The following is a 23,078-nucleotide window of genomic DNA, read 5'->3' as shown; positions in this document are numbered from 1 at the left end:
ACTACCTCGGCGACCGCATCCGAGATCGTCGAATTCTAACGCAGGGCAAGTCAGAAAGACATAGAGTAACGGCTCCCAGAGCACACCTTCCCACACTTTCCACAACTCAATTGAGAGCCCGAAGACGACGACGCATCAAGATCTCCGAATCCACCAGCAACGAAGCCTCCGGGATGAATCTGGGAAACTTTACTCGCACCGAGGAAAACATTCCTGAATGACTTCGGGTGAAGATTCGACGAACCGAGTGTGAGGCCTGAGGACCGTCACCCTCCAGCCGCCCCCAGGTAGTTCAACTGCGCCCGCACCAGGTCCATCGCGCGTCGGGCCTCCGACACTCCGCCGGGAACGGGGCACCAGACCGCCCGGTGCTCCCCCTCTCCCAGCCGGGTGCCTGCCATGGGCCCCGCCACCGCCTTCTCCTCCCCGACCCGGCCCACCCCGTCCGGACCGAGGGCCATGCCCACCGGGACGGCCAGCCCGTGCCAACGGGGCTCGTACGTCACGTCGGACCGCCCGCGCATCCTGCGCACCTGGAGCACGCTCAGCAGATCCTGGGCGGCGAGCGCCTCCACCAGTCCGGGCAGCGCGTCGATCGGCAGGTCCGCCTCGTCCTCGAAGCCCACCACCATGGAGACCCGCTCCGTGGCCCGCTCCCCGTCCCACGCCACACGCACACTCCCCGCGCACGGGTGTCCGACCCCCTGGGGCCCCGAGAAGTGCGCCACCGTCGGTCTGGGCACGCGGTGCCGCGCCAGCCGGATCAGGCGCTCCGGCTCCCACGCCGCGAGCGCGGGCTCGTGCGGTCCCCACCCGGCGGGTGAGCACCCGGCCAGATGTTCCGTGACCGCCTCGACCGCCTGCCCCAAGGGCGGCGCGAACTCCTCCCGGTGGTGCACCGACAGGTCCAGCACGAGCTGGGACCCCAGAGGCGCGGCGTCGAGGAACCCCTCCGGCGGCGCCACCGACCCCTCACCCCGCACGGGCACGTAGCCGTTCTCCTCGTCCCAGTGCAGGGGAAGCCCGCTGACTCCGTCGAAGTGGGTGCCGTCCTCCGCGCGGACGACCCACCTGGCCATCGACGACGTGACCAGCGTGCGCAGGGCGAAGGTGAGCCGTGCCGACGGCGGTGTGAGGATCTGGAGTCCCGTGCCCCGGGCCCAGGACATCGCGTCGGAGATCCACGAGGACAGCGGGACGACGTCGCGGTCCTGGGCGATCACGACCGCCGTGGACGCGGTGCGTTCGGCCGCCGGGTGCTCGGTCTCCCGCCACTCGGAGAAATCCGCGGGACCGGATGTCCACACGGTGCCGCCCGACCTCAGGGCCAGGGCGTCGGCCACGCGGTGCGCCGCCTCCCGCCCCGCGTCGTCCGGTCGGGCCCGCACCTCCACCCACCAGCACGGATCCGGCAGACCGATGGCCGCGTCCGGGCCGAGCAGGCGCACGACCTCGTCCCGTGCCTCCACCAGCTGCGCGCGCTCGACGGAGGCCAGGACGCGCCGGTCCGCGTCGCGGATCTGGAGGATGCCGCCGTCGTGCAGGGGACGGACCCAGTGGTCGGGGCCCGCGTCCTTCAGGGCATGCGCGATCAACCGCAGGTCGGGGTCCCTCGCCGACAACGCCACGACGTCATAACTCACCGGTTCTCTCCCAGCGTCGGTCGGTCACGTCCCGCCGGGAAGCATAGACACGACGCGCACGGGCAGGTCTTTCGACCGTCCTGTCGGAGGCGGGGGCCAGAGTGGGGCCGACGGCACCGGACGAAGGCGGGGAACCGCATGGCGATCACGAACGAGCGGATGGCGGGACACGAGTTCCTGCGGGCGATGTACGCGGACGGCTACTATCCGGACCACGTGGTGGACCAGGGCAGGGACATCCTGGTGCGCCTGTGCGAACGGATCGAGGCGGAGCGGCCCGCGGACCTGGCGGCGCTGTACGCGCTCACGCACGCCGCGACGGACGGGTTCAACGCCCTGGAGGCGGAGTTCGGGGCCGCGGGCAGCGAGATCGAGACCGTCGCGCGCGAGGCGATCGCCGAGGAGTTCTGGCTCGTGGCGTCGGCCTACGGGTTCGCGGGCGCCGACGTGGAGGAACTGATCGCCACCCGGGAGTGGTGACGGCGACCCGCCGTTCGCGGGTCGGTCGCCGCGACGGCCGACGACCGCGCCCGGTCCCTCACCTCCTCCGCCGCTCGCGGAGCGGGGCGCCCGCCGCGTGCATGTGGACGAGTGCCTCGACGTGCGAGCGCACGAATCCCGTCTCGTGGTACGGCACGCCGATCCGCTCGCAGTACGCGCGCACGATGGGCTGGGCCCGCCGCAGGTGGGGGCTGGGCATGCTCGGGAACAGGTGGTGCTCGATCTGGTAGTTCAGACCGCCCAGGGCGATGTCGGTGAACCACCCGCCCCGGACGTTGCGCGAGGTCAGCACCTGCTTGCGCAGGAAGTCGAGCTTCTCGCCCCTCTTCAGCGTGGGCATGCCTTTGTGGTTGGGGGCGAAGATGCAGCCGAGGTAGACGCCGAACAGCCCTTGGTGGACCGCGACGAACGCCAGCGCCTGGCGCGGCTCCAGCACGGTGAGCACCACCGCGAGGTAGAGCACGAAGTGGGCACCGAGCAGGACGCCCTCCAGGAGGCGATGTCTGGTGCTGGGCCGGAACAGCGCGCGCACGCTGCCCACGTGCAGGTTGAGGCCCTCCAGCGTGAGGAGCGGGTAGAAGAGGAACGCCTGCCACCGGCCGAGGAAGGCGGGCATCCCCCGGGCCGCTCGCGCCTGGTCCTGTGACCACACCAGGAGTTCGGGTTGGACGTCGGGGTCGAGCTCCTCGTGGTTGGGGTTGGCGTGGTGCCGGGTGTGCTTGTCCTGCCACCAGCCGTACCCGAGACCGATGCCGAGGTTGCCGACGATACGGCCGACGAACTCGCTGGGGCCGCGCCTCCGCAGGATCTGGCGGTGCGCGAGTTCGTGGGAGACCAGGCCGACCTGACCGAACACCACCGCCATCGCCACCGCCGTGGTGAGCTGCCACCACGAGTCGCCGACGAGGACGAACACCGCCCACGCACCGGCGTAGGCCAGACCGATGAGCGCCAGCCGCACCCCGAAGTACACCGGGGTGCGGTCCATGAGACCCGCGGCCTGGATGAGCCTGGACAGTTCGGCGAAGTCGCTGCCGCCGCCGGGGTTCCCGGGCGTCGGAGCGGTTCGCGCACCGGTGAGGGGCATGGGAGGTCTCCCTGGGGTGACGGGTGCCGCGTGTCCCTCGACGCTAGGCGGGCAGGGACGACCGCCGCCATGGCGCTCACAGGTGGATGCATGGGGGTGCGGGCACCCGTGCGCCGCCGCCTCCAGGCACCTCGTACCGGCGGGTCACCTACCCCTCGGTATCCCGGACCCGGTCGTGCCACCCGACGGATCCGCCGCGCTCCGGGGCCGTCAGTCGAGCTCGCGCAGGAGTTCGGCGACGCGTTCGGGCCTCTCGTGCAGGGCGAGATGCCCGGCGCCCTCCAGCACGCGCACGTCCGTGCCGAGCAGGCGGCGGGCGGGCCCGTGCAGCCGGGCCGGGGAGAAGAAGGTGTCGTCGGAGCCCGTGGCCACGAGTCGGGGCACGTCCGACCACGGCCGCAGGCACTCCATCGTCAGCGGACCGGGGGCGAGGCTGGTCCGGCAGTGCCGCGCGACCAGGGTCATCCACGGGGCCAGCGGGTGCACACCCGCGCTGACGTGCTCGGGTCCGCTCATGGAGTTGAGCAGCCGGGTGCTCTTGCTGTCACGCGGCCCGATCATCCACGGCAGGACCGCGCGCATCACCTCGGGGGTCAGCCCGGCCGCGGTGAGCCCCGCGGGACACACGAGCATCAGCGCTTTGGTGAGCGCGGACGGTTTGGCCGCCAGGGCGATCGCCGCGCCGAGGGAGTGCCCCAGCACGATCACCGGCTCGTCGGTCAGCTGGGGCAGCACCTCGTCCAGCCAGGATCCGTAGGCGGCGGTGCGCGGCGACCGGGGGCGGACGCCGCAGCTGAGGCCGGGCTGACCGGGGACGTCGACGGAGATGACGGCCCGGTCCCGGGCCAGGACGCGCAGCGGCTCGACGGAGCTGGCGGTGTTGAAGTTGGTGCCGTTGAGGACGACGACGGTGGTGCCCGTGCCGGTCGCCCCCGCCGCGGCGCGGAACGCCCGCGTGGTGCCGAGTTCGGAGGTGACCACGGGGAGCGGAACGAGCCCGGTCCACCGCGAGATCTCGTCCTCACACCAGGTGCGCACGGTCCGCGCACCGGATTCGGATCGGTAGACGTGCGCGCCACGCACGTGGGAGTCGAGCATCAGCCGCCTGGCTTCCAGATAGGGGTGTTCAACGCCGACCAGTCTTCCCGGCACTCCATCTTCGGACTGTACGCGGGTGACGCGCATCACGCCAGACCCGTCGCGTCCGGCCGCACCAGCCCTGACGCCCGGGTCACGGAGGCGGACCACGCCGCTCGACCCGACCACCCATGCTAACCCTGGCCCCCCGGTGACCAGGGATCGCGACCGCGACCGCCACCGCTCCGGACCCACGGAGCACGAATGGGACACGCGTCACATTTCTCGTGTCCGGAACACGAACATCAAAGCGCCGCATTCGGGTAGGAGTTCCCGTCGTCGGCGCAATCCCGCCGAGCACACCCCCGAGGGAGCGCGCGCCAGTGGTGGACGTCACCGAGGAACCCACGGGCCGCGCGCCCGAATCGTTGACATATGATGCCTGGTGCCTGTTATCGCAGGACCTGATGTCCATCGTGTAGTCACCGGGACTCCAGGCAGGGACACGACTGGGCCGACAACCAACCAACCCGTTGGTCCCAGTCACCGAAGGCGGTTCCGCCGCCGCGCTCCCCGCCCTCCCGATGACGGCACGACCGCCCGTGCGTGCACCCGACCGAATCGGGTCCAGCGCGGACACATGCCCTCTGGGCTGGACATCCACCCAAGGGTCCGTGAACATGGGCGGGGCGCCGAGCGCCTGAGGTGTGCCGGGAAGACTGGTCGGCGAGTCCCTGTCGAGTCACGTCCTGGAGCGTCGCACATGAGCATCGACCCGATCGAGCACCCCACTCCCTCGAGCCCCCTGCTCAGCCGGTTCGCGGACACTCTGCGCAGCGACAGCGTCGGCGGCTTCATCCTCATCGGCGCGGCCCTGCTGGCACTCCTGTGGATCAACTCGCCGTTCGGCGAGGCCTACGAACACCTGCGCGAGATCCGGTTCGGACCCGAGTCGCTGCACCTGAACCTCACCCTGGAGACGTGGGCGGCGGACGGGCTCCTCGCGATCTTCTTCTTCGTCGTCGGCAACGAGCTCAAGCAGGAGTTCGTCAACGGCGAGCTACGCAACCCACGGCGCGCCATGCTGCCGATCATCGCCGCCATCTGCGGCATGGTCATCCCCGCCGCGATCTACGTCGCGGTCAACTTCTCCACGCCGGAGACCATGTCGGGCTGGGGCATCCCGATGGCCACGGACATCGCCTTCGCCGTGGCGATCCTCGCCGTCGTCGGCCGCTGGCTGCCCCCGGCGCTGCGCACCTTCCTGCTGACCCTGGCGATCGTGGACGACCTGGGCGCCGTCATCGTCATCGCCGTCTTCTACACCGCCGAGATCCACTTCGGCTCCCTGGCCCTGTCCGGCGTCGGCCTCGCGGTCTTCTGGTACCTCCAGCGCGGCAGGGGCCTGGCCGCCAAGCTCAACGCCTCCGCGATCCCGAACTGGCTCGTCTACGTGCCGCTGGCCGTGGTCATCTGGGTCCTCATGCACGAGAGCGGCGTCCACGCCACGATCGCCGGTGTGGCCATGGGTCTGCTCATGCGCACCTCCAAGCAGCCCGGTGAGCACCACGACCCGAGCCACGGCGTCGAGCAGCTTCTGCGCCCCTGGTCCGCCGGTCTGGCGCTGCCGATCTTCGCCTTCTTCTCCGCCGGTGTCGCCTTCGACAGCATGGGCGCCGTGTTCACCGACCGCGCCGCGCTCGGCATCATCCTCGGCCTCGTGGTCGGCAAGGTGGTCGGCATCGTCGGCGGCTCCTGGGTCATGACCAAGCTGACCGCCGCCGAGCTCAACCCCAGCCTGCGGTGGATCGACCTCGTCGGCATGTCGCAGCTCGCGGGGATCGGCTTCACCGTGTCCCTGCTCATCACGGAGCTGTCCTTCGCGGGTGCGCCCGAACACCTCACCCACGCCAAGTCGGGCGTGCTCATCGCGTCGCTCATCGCGACCGTGCTCGCCGTGGTCATCCTGGGCACCCGCAATCGGCACTACCGTGCGCAGGCCGCGGTCTCACCGTCGGAGGCGGAGAAGAGCTCCTGACCCCGCTCCCCTGACAGACGACGGCACGGCGGACGACAGGACGGCCCCTCGCACCGGAACCTCCGGGGCGGGGGGCCGTCGGCCGTTCGTCGCGTCATACCGGGACCAGGTGCACGTCATCGGCGCCGATCGCGTCCACGTAGGCGGTGATGTCGCCGGGATCACTGGTGAAGACCACGGCGCTGCGGTGCCGCACGGCCGTCCAGGCGACGAGGGCGTCCACCGCGTCCGGACGCTTCTTCGCCGGAAGGACCGCCATGCCCAGCACCGCGCCGACACGCCGCCAGTCGGTGACGTCGGGAGGGGTCGCACACGCGATGCACTCCGCCTGTCCCGCGCTCGTGGGACGCAGCGCGGCCGGAGACGAGCGGGCCTGGGGTACCGTGCACTCCTTCAGGACCGCACTCATGGCATGCACCGTCGCCGGATCCGGACGCCACTCCTGGGCCAGCACGGGACCGGGGACCACGGGTCGGTGCGAGGCCCGCAGCAGCCCCCGATGCATCTGGACCGCCGTGGGCTTGCGTGCCGCGAGTGCGATGAGCATGCCCGTGTCATAGACGGGCACACGGGTGCTCACGCGACCTCGCCCCGCTTCCGGGCGTGGGCTTCACCGCTCCCGTAGACCAGGTGCATCGCCTCGTCGACCGCGCGGCGCTCATCCGTGCTCAGGGAGTCGTCACCCGTCTCTTCGGCGGGCTGGTACTGATCGGCCCGTCCCTCGGCGTCGGCGATCAACGCGTCGACGCCCGCGAACCCCGCCTCCGCCGCGTCGGTTTCGGCCATCTGGCGGATGGCCGCGTTCACCAGGTAGGACGACACGTCCATACCCGCGCGGTCCGCGTGCGATCTGACGCGCTCCGCCTCGTCCGGATCAAGGCTGATACTGATGCGCACCTTGGCCATGCCGACAGCGTAATACGAGTATTACCCCATGTCCATCCCCGCTTGCCCAGGTCACGACACTCTCCGCGAAGGCGTGCCCCCTCGCGCCCGGCGACGCGAGGGGGCACGCGCGCGGCTCAGTCCTTCAGGGACGCCCGGTAGGCCAGCCACCCGCCGTGGCGGCTGATGTCCTCGGCCCCCTCCACGGCCGAGGCCTGACAGCCGAACCCGACCACCGACCGGCCGTCGGCCAGCGTGACCGACCCCAGCGTCATCGGCGCGGGCAGCGCGGCCAGAAACGCGCCCAGCCCCGCCGGGGAGATCCGCCAGACCTCGCAGCGCACCGCGGCCCCGGCCTCGGTCACCCGCTGGAGTCCCGGTTTGGGCGGCGTGGTGGCCAGCGCGAACAGCCGGTAGTCGGCGCTGGTCCGGGTCTCCTCGACGAACCGCGCCCCCAGGTCGGTGAGCTGGTGGTTCAGCGGCTGCCCGCGCAGGTGCGCGCCGAACACGGCCAGTTCCACGCCCGGTTCCGGGTAGGCCTCGCCGGGATCGTCGTCGGTCAGCACCGCCGCCAGGTCCAGGCCCGCCTGGTCGTCGAAGGCGTCACTGACCAGGGTCACCCCGAACGCGTGCCCGTCCGCCGTCCCGGCGGGAACCGCGACCGCCGCCAGGTCCAGCAGGTTGACGAAGTTCGTGTACGTCCCGAGGCGCGAGTTCTCCCCGACCGGGTCCGCCGCGACCTCCGCCAGGGTCGGGTGGCCGACCGTGGTGGGTAGCAGCAGTGCGTCGAACCCGGCGAGCAGTGCGCGGGCGGTCGACCGGTAGGCGGCCAGCCGGTGCTGGTCGGCGGCCAGCGCGTGCGCGGGCAGACCGGCGGCGGCCAGGATGATCCCGGACACCGTGGGGTCGGCCGACTCCGGCCCGCCCGCCAGGAAGTCCCCCACGGCGGCGTAGCGTTCGGCGACCAGCGCGCCGTCGTACAGCAGCCGTGCCGCCTCCAGCAGGGGTGCCACGTCCACGGCCGCGACCTCCACGCCCGCCGCGCGCAGGGTGTCGGCGGCGGCGTCGAAGGCGGAGCGTTCGCCGTCGCTCAGCACCGCGATCCCGTCAGCGGTCGGGACGCCCACCCGCGCGGGGTCGCGCGGGGCGAGGCGCACGTCGGACGGCCAGTCGCGGCTGTACGGGTCGCCCGCGTCGGGTCCGGTCATCACCCTCAGCGCGGCCGTTCCCGTCGCCAGGTCGCGGGCGAACACGGTGACGCAGTCGTAGGGCCTGGCCGCCGGCACCACGCCGGTCGCGGGCACGAGGCCGAGCGTCGGCTTGATCCCGACGATCCCGTGCAGCGCCGCCGGGACCCGCCCCGACCCGGCCGTGTCGGTGCCGAGGGCGACGTCCGCGATCCCCAGCGCGACCGCGACCGCCGACCCCGAACTCGATCCGCCGGAGATCCGCTCCGGGTCGAACGCGTTGCGCACCGCCCCGTACGGGCTGCGCGTGCCGACCAGCCCCGTGGCGAACTGGTCCAGGTTGGTCTTGCCGAGCACGAGCGCGCCCGCCTCCACCAGCCGCTGGACGGCGGTCGCGCTCGCCTCCGGGGTGTACGCGAACTCCGGGCAGGCCGCCGTGGTCGGCAGCCCCGCCACGTCGATGTTGTCCTTGACCGCGACGACCGTCCCCGCCAGCGGCAGGTCCTCCCCGGCCGAGAGCCGGTCCTCGACCGCCTTCGCCTCCACCAGCAGGTCCGCTTCGGGGCGCAGGGTGATCCAGACCTCGGGCCGACCAGCCTCGGCGATCCTCCGGTAGGCGTCGTGGACGCGTGCGGTGGGGGTGGGCATCAGGAGGCTCCTCCTTGCGTGATGACGGCCATGGCGCGCCCCGGGTCGAGGTGCTGCCCCGGTGCGACCAGGATGTCGGAGACCGTACCCGCGCGGGGCGCCCGGACCACGACCTCCAGCTTCATCGCCTCCAGCCGGACGATCGGCTGCCCCTCCTCGACCGTGTCGCCGGGGCGGACGTCGACCTTCCAGACGGACGCGGACAGCGGGGACTCGACCAGGGCGGCGCCGGGCGGCGGGTCGACCCGGTCGGGGTCGGCCGCGGGCTCCGGTTCGGGCCGGTCCTCGAACTCGCCCGCCGCCTCCCACGCCTGGCGCTCGGCCTCGAAGGCCGCCGCCTGGCGGTCGCGGAAGGCGCGGACGGAGTCGGCGTGGTCGGCGAGGAAGCGCTCGTGGTCGGCGAGGACGAACTCACCGTCGGCGATCTCCAGCTCGTGCCGTCCGGCGAGCAGGTCGGCCCGGATGTCCAGCAGCTCCTCGTGCCCGACCGGGTACCAGCTGACGCGGTCGAAGAACCGCAGCAGCCACGGGGTTCCGGGCTCGAAGGGGCCGTACTGGCGCAGCCCCGACCAGATCGGCACCGTCCGGCCGATGAGCTGGTAGCCGCCGGGGCTCTCCATCCCGTACACGCACAGGTAGGCCCCGCCGATGCCGACCCCGGCCTCCGGGGTCCAGGTGCGCGCCGGGCTGTACTTGGTGGTGACCAGCCGGTGGCGCGGGTCGAGCGGGGTGGCGGCGGGCGCGCCCAGGTAGACGTCGCCCAGCCCCAGGACCAGGTAGGAGGCGTCGAAGACGATGTCGCGCACCTGGTCGACGGTGTCGAGGCCGTTGATGCGGCGGATGAACTCGATGTTGTCGGGGTTCCAGGGGGCGTCGTCGCGCACACCGGTCCGGTAGCGGCTGATCGCCTCGTGGATCGACGGGTCGTCGAAGGACATCGGCAGGCGCAGGGTCCGGCTCGGCACCCGCAGCCGCGAGGTGGGCGGCAGCTGGCCCTCGATCTCCTGGAGGAGGTCGAGCAGGGTGCGCAGCGGCAGCACCCCGGGGTCGGTGTGCAGGTGCAGCGAGCGCACACCCGGTGTGGTGTCGACGATGCCGCGCGGGGCCGCCTCGTCGAGCGCGGCCATGAGGGCGTGGACGCGCATGCGCAGGCCCAGGTCCAGCACCATCGGCCCGTACTCGACCAGGATGTTGTCGTGGCCGCCGCGGCGGTAGGTGACCTCGGGGGCCCCGTCGGTGGCGGGCAGCCGCGCGAGCACCCCGTCGTCGCCGTCGGAGCCGGTCGCGCGCAGGAGCGGCGCGGCCGTGGGAACGTCGTGCAGCTTCTCGGCCGCGGCCTCGGTCACGGGGTGGAAGCGCACGGTGTCACCGGGGCGGAGCTGGCCGACCTTCCACCGGGAGCCGGTGACCACGGTGACGGGGCAGACGAACCCGCCGAGGCTCGGGCCGTCCGGTCCCAGCAGCACGGGGGTGTCGCCGGAGAGGTTGACGGCGCCGACGGAGTAGGCGGTGTCGTGCACGTTGGACGGGTGCAGACCGGCCTGGCCGCCGTCGGGTCGGGCCCAGCCCTGCTTGGGTCCGGAGAGGCGGACGCCGTTGCGGGCGGACTGGGGGTGCACCTTCCAGGCGGTGGTGTAGAAGTCGGCGAGGCCCTCGCGGGTGAGGAACTCGGGGGCGGCGTGCGGCCCCTCGGAGACCTCGATGTCCCAGTGGGACGAGGTGCCCTCGCCCGCCTCCGCCGGGGCGGAGAAGTCCGGGCGGTCCGCCTCCGGGACGGGTCGCGGTGTGACCGGGGTGACCGGGGTGCCTGACGCGGCCGGGGCAGAGAGCATGCCAGCCGTCGCGGGTGTGGCGGATGTACCCGACGTGATGGGCACGGCGCCCTCGGGGCGCCCGTGGGCCGGAGCCTTCGGCCGGAGCACGTCCCCCAGCCGTAGCGCGCGTCCGCTGTGGCCGCCGTACTCCCCGGCGGTGAACGTGGCCGCGCTGCCCAGGTAGTCGGGCACGTCCAACCCGCCGCGGACCAGCACGTAGGTGCGCATGCCGGGTCCGCGCGCGACCCCGACGTCGAGCACGCCGCCCGCCGGGACCCCGACCGGCTCCCACTGCGGCACCGGCTCGCCGTCGACCGTGACCTCGGCGGGGGCTCCGGTGACGCACACGGTCGCGGCGGCGCTGAACCGGAGCGCGGGTCCCTCGATCGTGCACTCCAGGCCGGGCGCCCCCTCGGGGTTGCCCAGGGCGGTGTTGCCCAGCCGCAGCGACAGGTCGTCCATCGCCCCCGACGGCGGCACGCCCACCTGCCAGTACCCGACTCGACCGGGCCAGTCCTGCACGGTGGTGAGCGTTCCGGCGCGCTCGACCTCGATGCGCGGTTCCGGGTCGCCGACCGTCCCGCAGGTGGCCGTGGTGTGGTCGACGGCGCGCACCCGCGGGTGGTCGGCGAGGGCGCGCAGGAGGCCGAGGTTGGTCTGGAGGCCGTCGATCCGCACCTCGGCCAGGGCTCGGCCGAGCCGGTCGAGGGCGTCGGCCCGGTCCTCGCCCCGGACGATGACCTTGGCGAGCATGGGGTCGTAGTCGCTGGTGACACGCTGGCCGGTCTCGACCCAGCCGTCGACGCGCACCCCCGCGGGAACCTCGACCCGGGTGAGCAGGCCGGAGCTGGGGCGGAAGTCGTGCGCGGGGTCCTCGGCGTAGACGCGGGCCTCGACGGCGTGGCCGGTGCGGTCGGGCCCCTCGGGGGGAACGTCGGCGAGGACGTCCTCGCCCCGGGCCAGGCGCAGCATCCAGGCGACGAGGTCGACGCCGGTGATCTCCTCGGTGACCGGGTGTTCGACCTGGAGCCGGGTGTTGACCTCCAGGAAGGAGGCCGCACCGCGCTCGACGTCGTAGACGAACTCCACCGTCCCCGCGCTGCGGTAGGACACACCGGCGCACAGGGCGCGGGCGGTGCGGTGGAGTTCGGCGCGCAGGGCGTCGGGCAGACCGGGGGCGGGCGCCTCCTCGACGACCTTCTGGTTGCGGCGCTGGAGGGAGCAGTCCCGGTCCCCGAGGGTGACGACGCGGCCCCGGCCGTCGCCGAAGACCTGCACCTCGATGTGGCGGGCGCGGGAGACGAAGCGTTCGACGAACACCCCTCCCCCGCCGAAGTGCGTCTGCGCCATCCGGCTGACCTGGTCGAACGCGGCGCGCAACGCGGCCTCGTCGTGGCAGGGGCGCAGCCCGATCCCACCGCCGCCGGAGGTCGACTTGAGGATCACGGGGTAGCCGATGCGCGCGGCGGCCCCGACGGCCTCGTCGGCGTCGCCGAGGGGGTCGCTGCCCGCGACCATGGGCAGCCCGGCCGCGGCGGCGGCCTTGCGCGCGGTGTGCTTGTCGCCGAACTCCTCCAGGTGGCGGGCCTCGGGGCCGACGAACACCAGTCCCGCGTCCTCGACGGCGTGGGCGAAGGCGGCGCTCTCGGAGAGGAATCCGTAGCCGGGGTGGACGGCCCCGGCGCCGGTGGCGGCGGCCGCGGCCAGGACGCGGTCGATGTCGAGGTAGCTCTCGGCGGCGGAGGCGGGGCCGAGGCGGACGGCCTCGTCCGCGAGCCGGGTGTGCGGGGCGCCCGCGTCGGCGTCGGAGTAGACGGCGACGGTGCGCAGGCCGAGGGACGCGGCGGAGCGGATGATGCGGCAGGCGATCTCGCCGCGGTTGGCGACGAGCACGGAGTCGAACACGCTGTTTCTCCTTCTCTCCCAGGTCAGAGCGCCAGGGGGAGGTTCGCGGTCACAGGATGTCGGAGTGGAGCGCCATCTGGGTCAGGGCGCGCTGGGCGCGTTCGAGGACGACCTCCATGGAGGCGCCCACGTGGTCGTGCATGGCGCGGTAGGCGGAGTCCAGTTCGCGGGCGATGAGGTGCTCGACGATCTGGATGTGCTCGGTGATGGTGGAGGTGATCCGGTCCTCGGTGAGGAAGTCGTACATGCGCACGCGGCGGATGCGCTGGTTGACGGAGACGAGGGACTCGGTGAGGGCGCGGTTGCCGGAGGCCTGGGAGAGGGCGGCGTGGTACTCCTCGTCGCGGAGGACGAACGAGGGGTCGGGGGCGGGGGGATCGGCGCGCAGCTTCTCCCAGCGCTCCAGCTCGGCGGTGAGGATCTCGGGGTCGTGCACGACGGTGGGGTCCTCGATGGCACGGGCGATGCCGCGCAGTTCGAGGGTGACCCGGAGTTCGTAGAGGTCGCGGAGTTCGGCGAGGTTGGGGACGGTGGCGTAGAAGCCGTTCTCGCGCCGCTCGACGAGGCCGTCCGAGTGCAGGCGGGCGAGGGCCTCGCGGACGGGGGTTCGGGAGACGCCGAAGCGTTCGGCGAGGCGGACCTCGCCCAGGCGGGTGTGGGGGGCGATCCGCCCGCTCAGGACCTCCTCGCGCATGAGGGCGTAGACCCGGTCCCGACGCGAGGTGGCCGTGCCGCCGGTCTCCTGGTCGGGCCGTGTATACATCGGTGTGTCCATGGGGCCCGACGGTAGGAAGGCCGTGTTTCGGGGGCCCTGTCGCTCCGTGAAGCCTGCGTTTCCCCGCGTTTCGCCGTGTTTCACGCCTGGTCGGGCGGGGCGGTCGCGGTTGAGGGGGGGTCGGGTGGGGGTCCTTCCCGGGGCATGGCATATTACGAGACGAATAGTTCCGAAACTGATCGTTCCACAAAGGAGTCGTCATGACCTCCACGAGCTCCGAGGGCGCCGCCGCTCTCGGCACCGCCGCTCCGCTGCGCCCGGTCGTGATCGCCGGATGGTGTGTCACGGTCCTCGGTGTCGCCCACACCGTGATCGGCCTCCTCCTGACCACGACCCACGTCCCCGGCTGGTTCACCGGCACGCTGTGGGCCGTCGGCGGGAGCCTGGCCGCGCCGCCCCCGTCGCTGGGGGCGTTCTGGCTGACCGTCGGCTCCTTCGGGGTGCCGCTGGCCACGCTGGGCCTGGTGATCCGGTGGATGGGGCTGCGGGCGATCGTCCCTCCGACCTTCGTCGCGTGGACGCTCGGCGTCTGGTGCACGGTGGCCGGCGCGATGTTCCCCTCGCCCTTCCCCCTGCTCTGGATTCCCGCCGTCCTGTTGATCGTCAAGGCGAGGCGCGCGGCCCGGGCGGGCGACGGACCCGGGCGGGCGGAGGCGGCGCTCTGATGGTGGGACGCCCCAGGGACGCAAGGGTCGACCAGGCCATCCTGGCCGCGACCAGGGAGGTGCTCGCCGAGCAGGGCTACTCCCGGCTCACGGTGGACGCCGTCGCGGCGGCGGCCGGGGTGGGCAAGGCGGCCATCTACCGCCGGTACGCCTCCAAGCACGAGCTGGTCTTCGCCGCCGCCGTCCACGGCGTGGACCTGGAGCCGCCGCCCGACGGGGGGTCGCTCACCGCCGACCTGACCGCGCTCGTCTGGGAGATCCTGGACTCGCTGAGCACCCCGACCGCCCGGGCCGCCGCCCCCGGTCTCATCTCGGACTTCCTGAGCGATCCGGCCCTGGCCGACCGGTTCGAGGAGACCTTCCTCGCCCGGGAGCGGGCGTGTGTCGGGGCCGCCCTGGACCGGGCGGTGGCGCGAGGCGAGATCGAGGCGCCGCCGGAGCGCGACCTGGCCCACTCACTGATCCTCGGGCCGGTGTTCGCGTGGCTGTACATCTTCCGACGCCAGGAGCGGGAGTCCTTCGCCCGCGACCTGGTCGTCCGCGTGGAGGCCGCGCTGCGGCACACCCCGTCCTAGGGGGCCGCGGATCCCTCCGCGCCCTCGGCCGCCTTGGCGCGCTTGTGGGTGACGGAGAGGCGGAACCCGAACGCCGCCAACGCGGTGAGCGGCAGCCAGACGGCCAGCACCGCCCAGAGGTTCTCGCCCAGGCCGCTCACCAGGACCAGGGAGAACAGCCCGAGGAAGAACACCGTGACGGAGAGGCTCAGCGTCGCGCCCATCCCGTCGGTCGGCTCGGGTTCGTGGAGGCGGGCCAGCCGCCACAGGCCCGTGGCCGCCAGGAGGAGGCCGGTGGGGACGGTCACCAGCGCGCCGATGAGGACCCGCGTGCGCATGTCGGCCGGGGCGTCCCTGCTCTCCTGGATCTCGTCCCCGAACGCGATCTCGGTCAGCTCGCCGCGCCAGACGGTACCGGTGACCCGGTCTCCCACGTCGAGCCGGTGGACGACGGGGCCCCGGTCGCCGTAGGAGGACTCCCACGTGCCGCCGCTCGCGTCCGTCAGGACCGTGGTGTACGACGGGCTCCTGGTGCCGCGGTCGTCCAGGTGGACGTCGGTCACGGTGAACTCCTCCGCCCACAGGCAGTCGGAGGGACCGGTCGGAGCCGACGGGCACGGCTCCGCCGCCCGGTAGGCCTCCAGGTCGACGGTGCCGTCCGGGGCGACGGCGGCGACCGCGAGGGTGGGCAGCGCGACGATCCCGAGACCGAGCAGCAGCGTGAGGAAGCTCGTGAGGCCGTTGCGCAGGAGCCGGTGGGTCATGTCCTTATTGTCCAATTCGCGAAGTTCGGCGGCGCACCGCCCCGCTCCCCCTCAGACGGATTCCCGTGCTCCCGCGTTGCACGGCCCCGGGCGACCGCGCTCACACGGCGACCGTGGCCCAGCCGCGGCGCGCACACGAAGGGGCCGTGCACGGTGGTCGCCGTGCACGGCCCTGGGAGTGGGCGGCCTGGTCCGGACGGTCCGGGAGTAGGGAGGGGGGTGCCGTCGGACCAGGCCGCCCCTCGGGCCGGGGCGTCCCGGCGGACTGGGTGATCCGGTGGGGCGGATCACCCCGGGACGCGCGCCCGACCCCTTGGGGAGAGAGCTTCGAACGCCCCTACAGCGGGATCCCCAGCGCCCACCCGGCGAGCGCGTACATCCCCAGCAGGATGATGAAGAGCGCCGCGAGGTTGAGGAGCACGCCGCCGCGCATCATCTGGTTGATGTTCACGTAGCCCGACCCGAAGGCGATGGCGTTGGGCGGTGTGGCGACCGGCAGCATGAACGCCATCGACGCGGCCAGGACCGCCGGGACCACCAGGACGAGGACGTCGACGTCGAGTCCGGTGGCGACACCGCCGAGGACGGGCAGGAAGGTCGACGTGGTGGCGGTGTTGCTCGTGAGCTCGGTGAGCATGAGCACGATCGCGGTCACGCACAGGACGAGCACCCAGATCGGCACCCCGCCGAGCGCGGAGACCTGACCGCCGATCCACGCGCTCAGGCCGGACGCGGTGAACTGGCCGGAGATCGCGATACCGCCGCCGAACAGCAGCAGGATGCCCCACGGCAGCTTGACCGCGGTGTCCCAGTCCAGCAGTCGCGTGGTCCGGTCGGCCGGGATGAGGAAGAGCGCGATCGCCACGGCCATGGCGACGACCGGGTCGGTGATGCTGCCGAGCCACGGCAGCGCGCCGCCGACGACCTCGTTCTTGGCCAGCATCGGCACGAAGATCCAGGCCAGCGCCGCCGTGACGAACACGGCCAGGACCAGCTTCTCCGGCCGCGAGACGGGACCCATCGCGCGCAGCTCCTCGCGGATCAGGTCCTGGGCGCCCTCCACGCGCTTGACGCCGGGCCGGAAGATCAGCCGGGCCAGCAGGATCCAGGCGAGGAAGAGGAAGGCGGCGGCGATCGGGAGGCCGACCATCATCCACTGGCCGAACCCGATGGTGATGTCGTGGAACTCGGACAGGTACGCGACCATCAGCACGTTGGGCGGGGTGCCGATCAGCGTGGCGACGGAGCCGATCGAGGCGGCGTAGGCGATGCCGAGCATGAGCGCGGTCGCGAAGTTCGCGTCCGTTCTCCCGCCCCGGAACTGCGTGATCAGGGCGATGACCGACAGACCGACCGGCAGCATCATCACGGTCGTGGCCGTGTTGGAGACCCACATCGAGATGAACGCGGTCGCCACCATGAACCCGCCGATGAGTCCGACGGTGTTGGAGCCGACCTTGGACACGATGGTGAGCGCGATGCGCTTGTGCAGGTTCCACCGCTGCATGGCCAGGGCCAGCATGAACCCGCCCATGAACAGGAAGATGGTCGGAGAGCCGTAGGACGGCGCGACGTCGCCCACGGCCGCACCGTCGACGAGGATCGGGAAGGCCACCAGGGGCAGCAGCGAGGTGACGGGGATCGGGATGGCCTCGGTCGCCCACCAGGTCGCGATGAACACGGTGATGGCCGCGACCATCCGGCCGTTGACCGCGAGGTCGCCCATGCCCGCTCCGTCGGGCAGCGGCAACGGCATGTCGGGCAGCAGGAAGTAGGTCAGCAGTCCGAGCACCGGACCGAGGACCAGCCCGATCCTGCGCGGAAGGGGGTTGACGTCGCGGTTGCCGCTGGCGCGGTCCTTGTCTGGGGAGACGGAGCCCTGGGGAGCGGATTCCTTGGGGAAGGGCACGCTGACGCGTGCGCCGACACCGGGGTCGTCGGTGGCCATGGTGTTCCTCCTGTGCGGGTGGGGGTGTGGCTGTCGGTGCTGTGCACCCGCCGGGCGAAACCTGGAGCGACGGCGTTGTGGCCCGGAGGTTTCCCCGTGATGTCACGAACCTGATGCAGTGATGGTGGTCACGTGGGTGGGTGACCTGCAATCCACGTGGGGGAGAGTTGGGATTCCCCTGACATTGCGGCACTCTGGGCACCCGATCGCGCACACGTCGTCACCGGGGCGCTGACGTGTGCCCGCCCCGCTCGTTGCTCCGCTGCGTCTAGGCTGCGGATATGCGAGTGAGAGGACCGGACCGGCGGAGCGTGCTGGTCGGCGCGGCGGCCGCCGCCGTCGGCGGGCTCACCGCGTGTGGGCGCGGGGGCGTGCCCGCACCTCCGGAGCTGGTGATCGCGACCGGGCCGCCCGGCGCGGTGTTCCGGGAGATCGGCGGGGCGTTCGCCGAGGTCCTGGGCGAGCGGATGCCGGAGACCGACGTCAGGTCCGTGGAGAGCGGCGCCTCCCTGGACAACCTGCGGCTGCTCGCGTCCGGTCAGGCTCAGCTGGGGCTGGCCAGTCTGGACCTGGTGACGGCGGAGGAGATGACCGAGGACGAGGACCTGTCCGCGATCGGCCGCGTCTACGACAGTTTCCTGCACCTGCTGGTCATGGCGGACTCACCGGTGCGGGAACTCGCCGACCTGGAGGGGCTGCGCGTGTCGCTCGGCGCCCCCGACTCCGGCACCGAGTTCACGACCACGCGGCTCGCCGAGGCCTACGGGCTGACCATGGACGCCGCCCTGCTGAACCAGGCCGACTCCGCCGACCTGCTGAGCCGGGGCGAGCTCGACGCGATGCTCTCGCTGACCGGGATCCCGACCCCGGCCATCGCGAGCCTGGCGCTGCGCCGCACCGTGCGCCTGATCGATCTGAGCGAAGCCGCCGACGTCCTGGCCGCCATCGACCCCGAGGCGTACTTCCCCGCCTCGATCCCCGCCACCACCTACGAGGGCGTGCCCACGACGCCGACCGTGTCCATCCCCAACCTGCTCCTGTGCCGGAACGACCTCGACGAGGATCTCGCCTACCTGGTCACCGACACCCTGTTCACCCGCTCCGCACGGCTGACGGCCACCCGCCCGGAGGCGGCCCAGATCAACGTTCGTACCGGGATCTCGACCGGGGACGTCCCCCTGCACCCGGGGGCCGAGCGCTGGTTCCGCGACAACAAGCCGATCTGACCGCGCGCGGGCCCGTCACCGCCGCGTTGGGCTCGATCGTCCCGCGCACGGGCTCCGGTCCGGACGGACGCTACTCCGGCGACGCCGCCGGAAGCGCGAGCACCGCGCCGAAGCCGGGCCGGTCCCCCGCCGTCAGACCCTCCTCCAGCAGGAGTTCCCCGCCCGCCTCCCGGGCCAGGTCGGCGACGATCGCCAGCCCCATCCCGGTGCCCTCCACGTTCTGGTGCCGCGACGACCGCCAGAACCGGTCCACGGCCGACCGCCGCTCCTCCTCCGTCAGTCCGACGCCGTCGTCGAACACCCCGATCCGCACCCGGTCCCCCTTCCCGGTCCCGGCGCGCTCGGCCTCGGCCCGCACCTCGATCCGCGTTCCCCCCGACAGCCGGAGCGCGTTGCTGACCAGCTCGTCCAGGATGCTGCCCAGACCGCCCGCCGGAGCCTGCACCCACATCCCCTCCGGCACGTCCGTGACCAGGGCGAACCCACGTGCCTCGCACAGCGCCCGCCACCGGTCCACGCGCGTGCCCAGCACCTCCGCCAGCTCGACCGTCTCCGTTCCCGTCACGCTCTCCAGACGGGTGGCGGCCAGCAGCGAGTTCAGCATGCGGTGCATGTGCGTGGCCTCGTCGATCGCGACCTCGTGCGCCTCACGCGCCTCGGGGCCGCTCAGGTGCGGAGCGAGGTTCTCCACCGCCAGCCGCAGGCTCGCCAGGGGGTTGCGCAGCTGGTGGGAGGCCTCGGAGACGAACACGCGCTGTCGGTCCAGAGCACGCCGCACCACCTCCACCATCGTGTTGAACGACTCCGTCAGCCGCCGCAGCTCGGGCGGGCCGCCCGCGGCGTCGACGTGGACGTCGAGGTCGCCCGAGGCCATCGCGGTGGTGGCGGCGTCGAGGCGGCGGATCGGGCGCAGCACCCACCGGGACAGCGGCAGCACCGAGGCGGTCAGCAGCGCCAGCGGCACCAGGCTGGCCAGGGCGATCCAGCCCCACGCGGTGAGCACGTCCGAGGCCAGCCGCTCCGACGGCGCGACCAGGACGACCACGCCGACGACCTCGCTGTCCCGGCCGATGGGTTCGGCGACGACCATCGGTTCGCTCGTCCACGGCCAGACCGCGCCGGGCGGCTCCGGGCGCGCGCCCGCCATGGCGGCGGTGATGCCCGTCCGCGTGGTCACGCCCGCGATCACGTCCTCCAGGCGCTCGACACTGCCCGAACCGCCGACCACCTGTCCGTCCGGGGCGACGATCGCGACCGGGACGCCGTACAGGTACTCGTAGCGGGCCATCTCCTGGGCGAGGGCGTCGCGCCGGTCGGTCTCCAGCGCCGTCCTGGCCAGGGCGGCGAACCGGCCCGCGTCCGCCAGGAGGTCGACGTACACGTGCTGGGTGCGCTGCTGGGCGATCACGCCGCCGATGGGCACGGCGACCGCCGCGACCAGGACGAACACGGCCGGGAGGAGCAGGGTGATCAGGCGGCGGAACACGGTGTCACGCCTGGTCGAGCAGGTAGCCGACGCCCCGCACGGTGCGGATGCGCACCGCCGAGCCGAGTTTGGCGCGCAGCGAGGCGATGTGGGTGTCCAACGTGCGCGACGACGCCTCCCAGGACGCGCCCCAGACCTGGTCGAGGATCTGGTCGCGGGCGACGACCGACGGGGAGCGCGACGCCAGCAGGGCGAGGATGTCGAACTCCTTGCGGGTGAGGTGCAGCTCGCGATCGCCCATGCGGGCCTCGCGGGTGCCCGGGTCCAGGGTCAGCGGGCCGACGTCGACGGCCGGTTCGGTGTCCGTCGCCTCGGCGCGCGCGACCCGGGTGCGGCGCAGGACGGCGTCGATGCGGGCGAGGAGTTCGGCGACGCCGAAGGGCTTGACCACGTAGTCGTCCGCGCCCGCCCGCAGGCCGCGGACCCGTTCGCGCTCCTCGCCCCGGGCGGTCACGGCGATGATGGCCGTCTGCGGGCGCTGCCTCAGGCGGCGGAGGAGGTCGATGCCGTCGGCGTCGGGGAGGCCGAGGTCGAGCAGGACGACGTCGGCGGGCGCGGCCGACAGAGCGCGTTCGGCCGTGGCGACCCGCTGGACGTCGAAGGAGGCCGATCGCAGCGCGGTGACCAGTCCGCGCGCGACCCGGTCGTCGTCCTCGACCACGAGTATGCGCATGTCCTGGATGTTAGGCGCTGGCGGCGGCGTCGTGTCCGAACAGGCCGGGCAGGGCGCGGAGGGAGTCGATCAGCCGGTGGATGTCGGCGGCCTCCTCGGTCGCGCCGATGCTCAGGGCGAGGCGGTGCACCTCCGCCAGGGACGCCACGGCGTCGGAGATCGGGAAGGGGTCGCCGGACACCTGGGCGACGTCCGGGCGGCGCTCGATCAACGCCCGTACCGCCCGGGTGAGCTCGCGCGGGCCGTCGTCGTCGGGCATGGGGTCCCAGTCGGGGTCGGGGAGCGGCGTGCGGGCCGGGGGCGTCAGGTCGATCCGCGCGCGGTGGCGGTGGGGCAGGGGCGGGCGGTCGGCCTGTGCGTGCGGGGGCATGGGCGGCTTCCTGGGTCTGTGGCCGGGGGCTCTCGGAGGAGGCGGCGGCGGAAGTCTGATGCGACGGGTCAGTTCCGTGCCGCGGGGGTCAACGGGCACGGGCTGTGGAACATGGGGTTGACGGAGGTCCAGGCGCATCCGGCGACCGGACAGCGCCAGTAGGACGCGGGGTGCGTGCGGGCGATGGCCGACTGCGCACGTCGGATCTGCTGGTCCAGGTCCTCCGGCGATGTGGCGTGGATGGGTTCGACGTCGGCGTCGCCCTGGTAGAAGGCGAAGTACCGGCGTGCCCCGGGAGCCCACATGACCCACCACAGGCGGCGGTGTCGTTCGTGCAGCCGTTCGGCGGCGCGATACTGCTCATAGTCATCGCTCACGTGCCAGGCCACCGTGTTCACCGTGCTCCCTTGCGTCCCACTTTCGGGGATATGCGTGAATGCACGAGGGATTCCGTTCGTGCAGGTCATACCGTTGTTTTCAGGAAGCCTGCCAACACTTCAGACCATGGGTCTAGGGTTATCGAGCAAGTCGATCTCATTCGAATGGCTCGCGATGAGATTCGATTCCCCTGCGATACCAGCGGTGAGGCAGCGATGAAGACCGACCCCGCGAAGCTCCGATTCGGCGCCCTGCTACGCAAGTACCGCAACCGAGCTGGGATGACGCAGCAGGAGCTGGCCAGAGCGGCGGCGGTATCACAGAGCGCGGTGAGCGAACTGGAGACCGGGGCGAAAGGGACGACTCGTGACTATGTCGCGCGTCTGGACGCCGCGCTTATCGCTCGTGGGGTCCTCGTCAACTCCTGGGACGCGTACTTCTCTCCGAACGGGACGATCAACTACTTCAAGGAGATCGCGGAGCGCGAGCTGAACGCCCCGGAGATCCGCGAATACGGCTTGGGGCTCATCCCGGGCCTGGTCCAGACGGAGTGCTACGCCCGAACCTTCACCCAGTTGGGCTCGCCGTTCGCCACTCCCAAAGAGGTTGATGCGATGGTGCTGACACGTATGCGGCGGCAGGAGATCCTGGATCGCCCACACCCTCCCGTCCTCACTGTTCTTCTGGACGAGAGCACCATCATGCGTACGTTCAGCGACCCCGCAGTGATGCGCGCGCAGATCAACCGCCTGATCACGCTCTCCTACCGACCACGCGTCACCATCCAGGTGGTGCCAATGATGGCTGAGGGACACCTTGGTCTGGAGGGGTCCTTTAAGCTGATGACCGTTTCCGGCGGTGAGGAGCTCGCCTACATCGAGGGTCATGCGACAGGGTTGACCATCAAGGAGCCCCGGCTCGTTCAGTCCTACAAGCGGCTGTTCGGCGAACTTCAGGGAGCCGCGCTCACTGTCCCCGACTCCCGAGCACGGATGGCAGAGATTCGAGGAGAAGTCCCATGATGAGCGAGCACTGGGCCAAGTCCAGCTATAGCAACCGAGAAGGCGGCAACTGCGTGGAAGCGCGCTGCATCATGGACGGGTGGACCAAGTCCAGCTACAGCAACGGCAAGGGCGGCGAATGTGTGGAGGCTCGCGGCGTCCTGGCGGTCTCGACTATCGCCGTACGCGACACCCAGAACCGTGACCTCGGCTCCCTCTGCTTCCCCGGCGGGGAGTGGACCGCCCTGCTCGACACCCTCAGGCAGCGCGGCTAGCAGCGGATCTCAGGGGCGGCGCATCCCGGCGGGAGTGCCGCCCCTTTCCCATGCCCGCGACCCGCTGGCACGCGGCGGGGGCACCAGGGCCCCGGAGTTCTCGCGGTTCAGATCCATACGGGCTGGGTTCGGGTGATGCCGTGCAGGGCGAGGATCTTGTCCGGGTTGGTGTGGGCTC

General features: G+C 72.1%; 21 protein-coding genes. 7 read left to right on the top strand and 14 right to left on the bottom strand.

The annotated features are described in order from the left end of the window. Positions 1–266 precede the first annotated feature (266 nt). On the bottom strand, positions 267–1,643 hold the full coding sequence (locus AB0I72_RS18865; RefSeq protein WP_358570045.1) for a DUF6177 family protein: 1,377 nt from the start codon (positions 1,641–1,643) through the stop codon (positions 267–269). Positions 1,644–1,781: 138 nt separating this feature from the next. Here AB0I72_RS18865 and AB0I72_RS18860 point away from each other — a divergent pair, with 138 nt between their 5' ends. Next, positions 1,782–2,123: a DUF5713 family protein gene (locus AB0I72_RS18860; RefSeq protein WP_358570042.1), complete on the top strand. Its 342-nt coding sequence runs from the start codon at positions 1,782–1,784 to the stop codon at positions 2,121–2,123. A 58-nt stretch (positions 2,124–2,181) separates the two neighbouring features. Here AB0I72_RS18860 and AB0I72_RS18855 read toward each other — a convergent pair whose 3' ends face one another. Together AB0I72_RS18855 and AB0I72_RS18850 are read right to left on the bottom strand one after the other, a co-directional pair. Next, positions 2,182–3,132, bottom strand: coding sequence for an acyl-CoA desaturase (locus AB0I72_RS18855; RefSeq protein ID WP_358570843.1), 951 nt, complete (start codon positions 3,130–3,132; stop codon positions 2,182–2,184). A gap of 309 nt (positions 3,133–3,441) precedes the next feature. Beyond that, entirely contained in the window at positions 3,442–4,329 is an 888-nt protein-coding gene (locus AB0I72_RS18850; RefSeq protein ID WP_358570840.1) for an alpha/beta hydrolase, read from the bottom strand. 742 nt (positions 4,330–5,071) lie between these two features. Here AB0I72_RS18850 and nhaA point away from each other — a divergent pair. Then, a complete protein-coding gene (nhaA, locus tag AB0I72_RS18845; protein WP_358570039.1) occupies positions 5,072–6,346 on the top strand; it encodes a Na+/H+ antiporter NhaA in 1,275 nt (424 codons plus the stop codon). A 94-nt stretch (positions 6,347–6,440) separates the two neighbouring features. Here nhaA and AB0I72_RS18840 read toward each other — a convergent pair whose 3' ends face one another. The 5 genes from AB0I72_RS18840 to AB0I72_RS18820 form a co-directional block, all read right to left on the bottom strand. Beyond that, positions 6,441–6,893: a hypothetical protein gene (locus AB0I72_RS18840; protein WP_358570036.1), complete on the bottom strand. Its 453-nt coding sequence runs from the start codon at positions 6,891–6,893 to the stop codon at positions 6,441–6,443. Positions 6,894–6,922: 29 nt separating this feature from the next. Beyond that, positions 6,923–7,252: a hypothetical protein gene (locus AB0I72_RS18835; protein ID WP_358570033.1), complete on the bottom strand. Its 330-nt coding sequence runs from the start codon at positions 7,250–7,252 to the stop codon at positions 6,923–6,925. Positions 7,253–7,368: 116 nt separating this feature from the next. Beyond that, on the bottom strand, positions 7,369–9,066 hold the full coding sequence (atzF, locus tag AB0I72_RS18830) for an allophanate hydrolase (protein ID WP_358570030.1): 1,698 nt from the start codon (positions 9,064–9,066) through the stop codon (positions 7,369–7,371). Next, entirely contained in the window at positions 9,066–12,785 is a 3,720-nt protein-coding gene (gene uca, locus AB0I72_RS18825) for an urea carboxylase (protein ID WP_358570027.1), read from the bottom strand. Before uca ends, atzF begins: the two co-directional genes overlap by 1 nt. 49 nt (positions 12,786–12,834) lie before the next feature. Next, positions 12,835–13,560: a GntR family transcriptional regulator gene (locus AB0I72_RS18820; protein WP_358570024.1), complete on the bottom strand. Its 726-nt coding sequence runs from the start codon at positions 13,558–13,560 to the stop codon at positions 12,835–12,837. 200 nt (positions 13,561–13,760) lie between these two features. Here AB0I72_RS18820 and AB0I72_RS18815 point away from each other — a divergent pair, with 200 nt between their 5' ends. Together AB0I72_RS18815 and AB0I72_RS18810 are read left to right on the top strand one after the other, a co-directional pair. Continuing rightward, positions 13,761–14,225 carry a DUF6463 family protein gene (locus AB0I72_RS18815; protein ID WP_358570021.1) on the top strand — a complete coding sequence of 155 codons (465 nt, stop codon included), beginning with the start codon at positions 13,761–13,763 and terminating at the stop codon, positions 14,223–14,225. Next, positions 14,225–14,800: a TetR/AcrR family transcriptional regulator C-terminal ligand-binding domain-containing protein gene (locus tag AB0I72_RS18810; protein WP_358570018.1), complete on the top strand. Its 576-nt coding sequence runs from the start codon at positions 14,225–14,227 to the stop codon at positions 14,798–14,800. Before AB0I72_RS18815 ends, AB0I72_RS18810 begins: the two co-directional genes overlap by 1 nt. Here the strand turns inward: AB0I72_RS18810 and AB0I72_RS18805 are convergent. After that, positions 14,797–15,543, bottom strand: coding sequence for a hypothetical protein (locus tag AB0I72_RS18805; RefSeq protein ID WP_358570015.1), 747 nt, complete (start codon positions 15,541–15,543; stop codon positions 14,797–14,799). The two genes, AB0I72_RS18810 and AB0I72_RS18805, sit on opposite strands and share 4 nt — an antisense overlap. Positions 15,544–15,880: 337 nt before the next feature. Further along, positions 15,881–17,491 carry a DASS family sodium-coupled anion symporter gene (locus AB0I72_RS18800; protein WP_358570012.1) on the bottom strand — a complete coding sequence of 537 codons (1,611 nt, stop codon included), beginning with the start codon at positions 17,489–17,491 and terminating at the stop codon, positions 15,881–15,883. 281 nt (positions 17,492–17,772) lie between these two features. Between AB0I72_RS18800 and AB0I72_RS18795 the strand changes: the two genes are divergently transcribed. Further along, complete coding sequence (locus tag AB0I72_RS18795; protein ID WP_358570010.1) at positions 17,773–18,717, top strand: TAXI family TRAP transporter solute-binding subunit; 945 nt, start codon at positions 17,773–17,775, stop codon at positions 18,715–18,717. 70 nt (positions 18,718–18,787) lie between these two features. Here the strand turns inward: AB0I72_RS18795 and AB0I72_RS18790 are convergent, their stop codons facing one another. The 4 genes from AB0I72_RS18790 to AB0I72_RS18775 form a co-directional block, all read right to left on the bottom strand. Then, positions 18,788–20,203: a HAMP domain-containing sensor histidine kinase gene (locus AB0I72_RS18790; protein WP_358570007.1), complete on the bottom strand. Its 1,416-nt coding sequence runs from the start codon at positions 20,201–20,203 to the stop codon at positions 18,788–18,790. A gap of 4 nt (positions 20,204–20,207) precedes the next feature. After that, a complete protein-coding gene (locus AB0I72_RS18785; protein ID WP_358570004.1) occupies positions 20,208–20,876 on the bottom strand; it encodes a response regulator transcription factor in 669 nt (222 codons plus the stop codon). Positions 20,877–20,886: 10 nt separating this feature from the next. Further along, positions 20,887–21,246, bottom strand: coding sequence for a hypothetical protein (locus AB0I72_RS18780; protein ID WP_358570001.1), 360 nt, complete (start codon positions 21,244–21,246; stop codon positions 20,887–20,889). 68 nt (positions 21,247–21,314) lie between these two features. Further along, complete coding sequence (locus AB0I72_RS18775) at positions 21,315–21,623, bottom strand: hypothetical protein (protein ID WP_358569999.1); 309 nt, start codon at positions 21,621–21,623, stop codon at positions 21,315–21,317. Between the two features lie 216 nt (positions 21,624–21,839). Here AB0I72_RS18775 and AB0I72_RS18770 point away from each other — a divergent pair, with 216 nt between their 5' ends. Then, entirely contained in the window at positions 21,840–22,646 is an 807-nt protein-coding gene (locus tag AB0I72_RS18770; protein ID WP_358569996.1) for a helix-turn-helix transcriptional regulator, read from the top strand. Continuing rightward, on the top strand, positions 22,643–22,900 hold the full coding sequence (locus AB0I72_RS18765; RefSeq protein WP_358569993.1) for a DUF397 domain-containing protein: 258 nt from the start codon (positions 22,643–22,645) through the stop codon (positions 22,898–22,900). The genes AB0I72_RS18770 and AB0I72_RS18765 overlap by 4 nt, the downstream gene beginning before the upstream one ends. Positions 22,901–23,078 lie beyond the last annotated feature (178 nt).

Origin of the sequence: Nocardiopsis sp. NPDC049922 (genome assembly GCF_040660275.1) — a bacterium.
Classification (GTDB): domain Bacteria; phylum Actinomycetota; class Actinomycetes; order Streptosporangiales; family Streptosporangiaceae; genus Nocardiopsis.
Note: the sequence above shows the minus strand (reverse complement) of the source record. Positions and strands in the feature narration are given on the sequence as shown.

Coding starts and splice junctions, on each gene's coding strand:
- AB0I72_RS18815 (WP_358570021.1), top strand. CDS start 13,761: ATGACCTCCACGAGCTCCGAGGGCGCCGCCGCTCTCGGCACCGCCGCT.
- atzF (WP_358570030.1), bottom strand. CDS start 9,066: ATGCCCACCCCCACCGCACGCGTCCACGACGCCTACCGGAGGATCGCC.
- AB0I72_RS18820 (WP_358570024.1), bottom strand. CDS start 13,560: ATGGACACACCGATGTATACACGGCCCGACCAGGAGACCGGCGGCACG.
- AB0I72_RS18785 (WP_358570004.1), bottom strand. CDS start 20,876: ATGCGCATACTCGTGGTCGAGGACGACGACCGGGTCGCGCGCGGACTG.
- AB0I72_RS18800 (WP_358570012.1), bottom strand. CDS start 17,491: ATGGCCACCGACGACCCCGGTGTCGGCGCACGCGTCAGCGTGCCCTTC.
- AB0I72_RS18840 (WP_358570036.1), bottom strand. CDS start 6,893: ATGCTCATCGCACTCGCGGCACGCAAGCCCACGGCGGTCCAGATGCAT.
- AB0I72_RS18765 (WP_358569993.1), top strand. CDS start 22,643: ATGATGAGCGAGCACTGGGCCAAGTCCAGCTATAGCAACCGAGAAGGC.
- AB0I72_RS18770 (WP_358569996.1), top strand. CDS start 21,840: ATGAAGACCGACCCCGCGAAGCTCCGATTCGGCGCCCTGCTACGCAAG.
- AB0I72_RS18805 (WP_358570015.1), bottom strand. CDS start 15,543: ATGACCCACCGGCTCCTGCGCAACGGCCTCACGAGCTTCCTCACGCTG.
- AB0I72_RS18850 (WP_358570840.1), bottom strand. CDS start 4,329: ATGCTCGACTCCCACGTGCGTGGCGCGCACGTCTACCGATCCGAATCC.
- AB0I72_RS18795 (WP_358570010.1), top strand. CDS start 17,773: ATGCGAGTGAGAGGACCGGACCGGCGGAGCGTGCTGGTCGGCGCGGCG.
- AB0I72_RS18860 (WP_358570042.1), top strand. CDS start 1,782: ATGGCGATCACGAACGAGCGGATGGCGGGACACGAGTTCCTGCGGGCG.
- AB0I72_RS18855 (WP_358570843.1), bottom strand. CDS start 3,132: ATGGACCGCACCCCGGTGTACTTCGGGGTGCGGCTGGCGCTCATCGGT.
- AB0I72_RS18780 (WP_358570001.1), bottom strand. CDS start 21,246: ATGCCCCCGCACGCACAGGCCGACCGCCCGCCCCTGCCCCACCGCCAC.
- AB0I72_RS18835 (WP_358570033.1), bottom strand. CDS start 7,252: ATGGCCAAGGTGCGCATCAGTATCAGCCTTGATCCGGACGAGGCGGAG.
- nhaA (WP_358570039.1), top strand. CDS start 5,072: ATGAGCATCGACCCGATCGAGCACCCCACTCCCTCGAGCCCCCTGCTC.
- AB0I72_RS18810 (WP_358570018.1), top strand. CDS start 14,225: ATGGTGGGACGCCCCAGGGACGCAAGGGTCGACCAGGCCATCCTGGCC.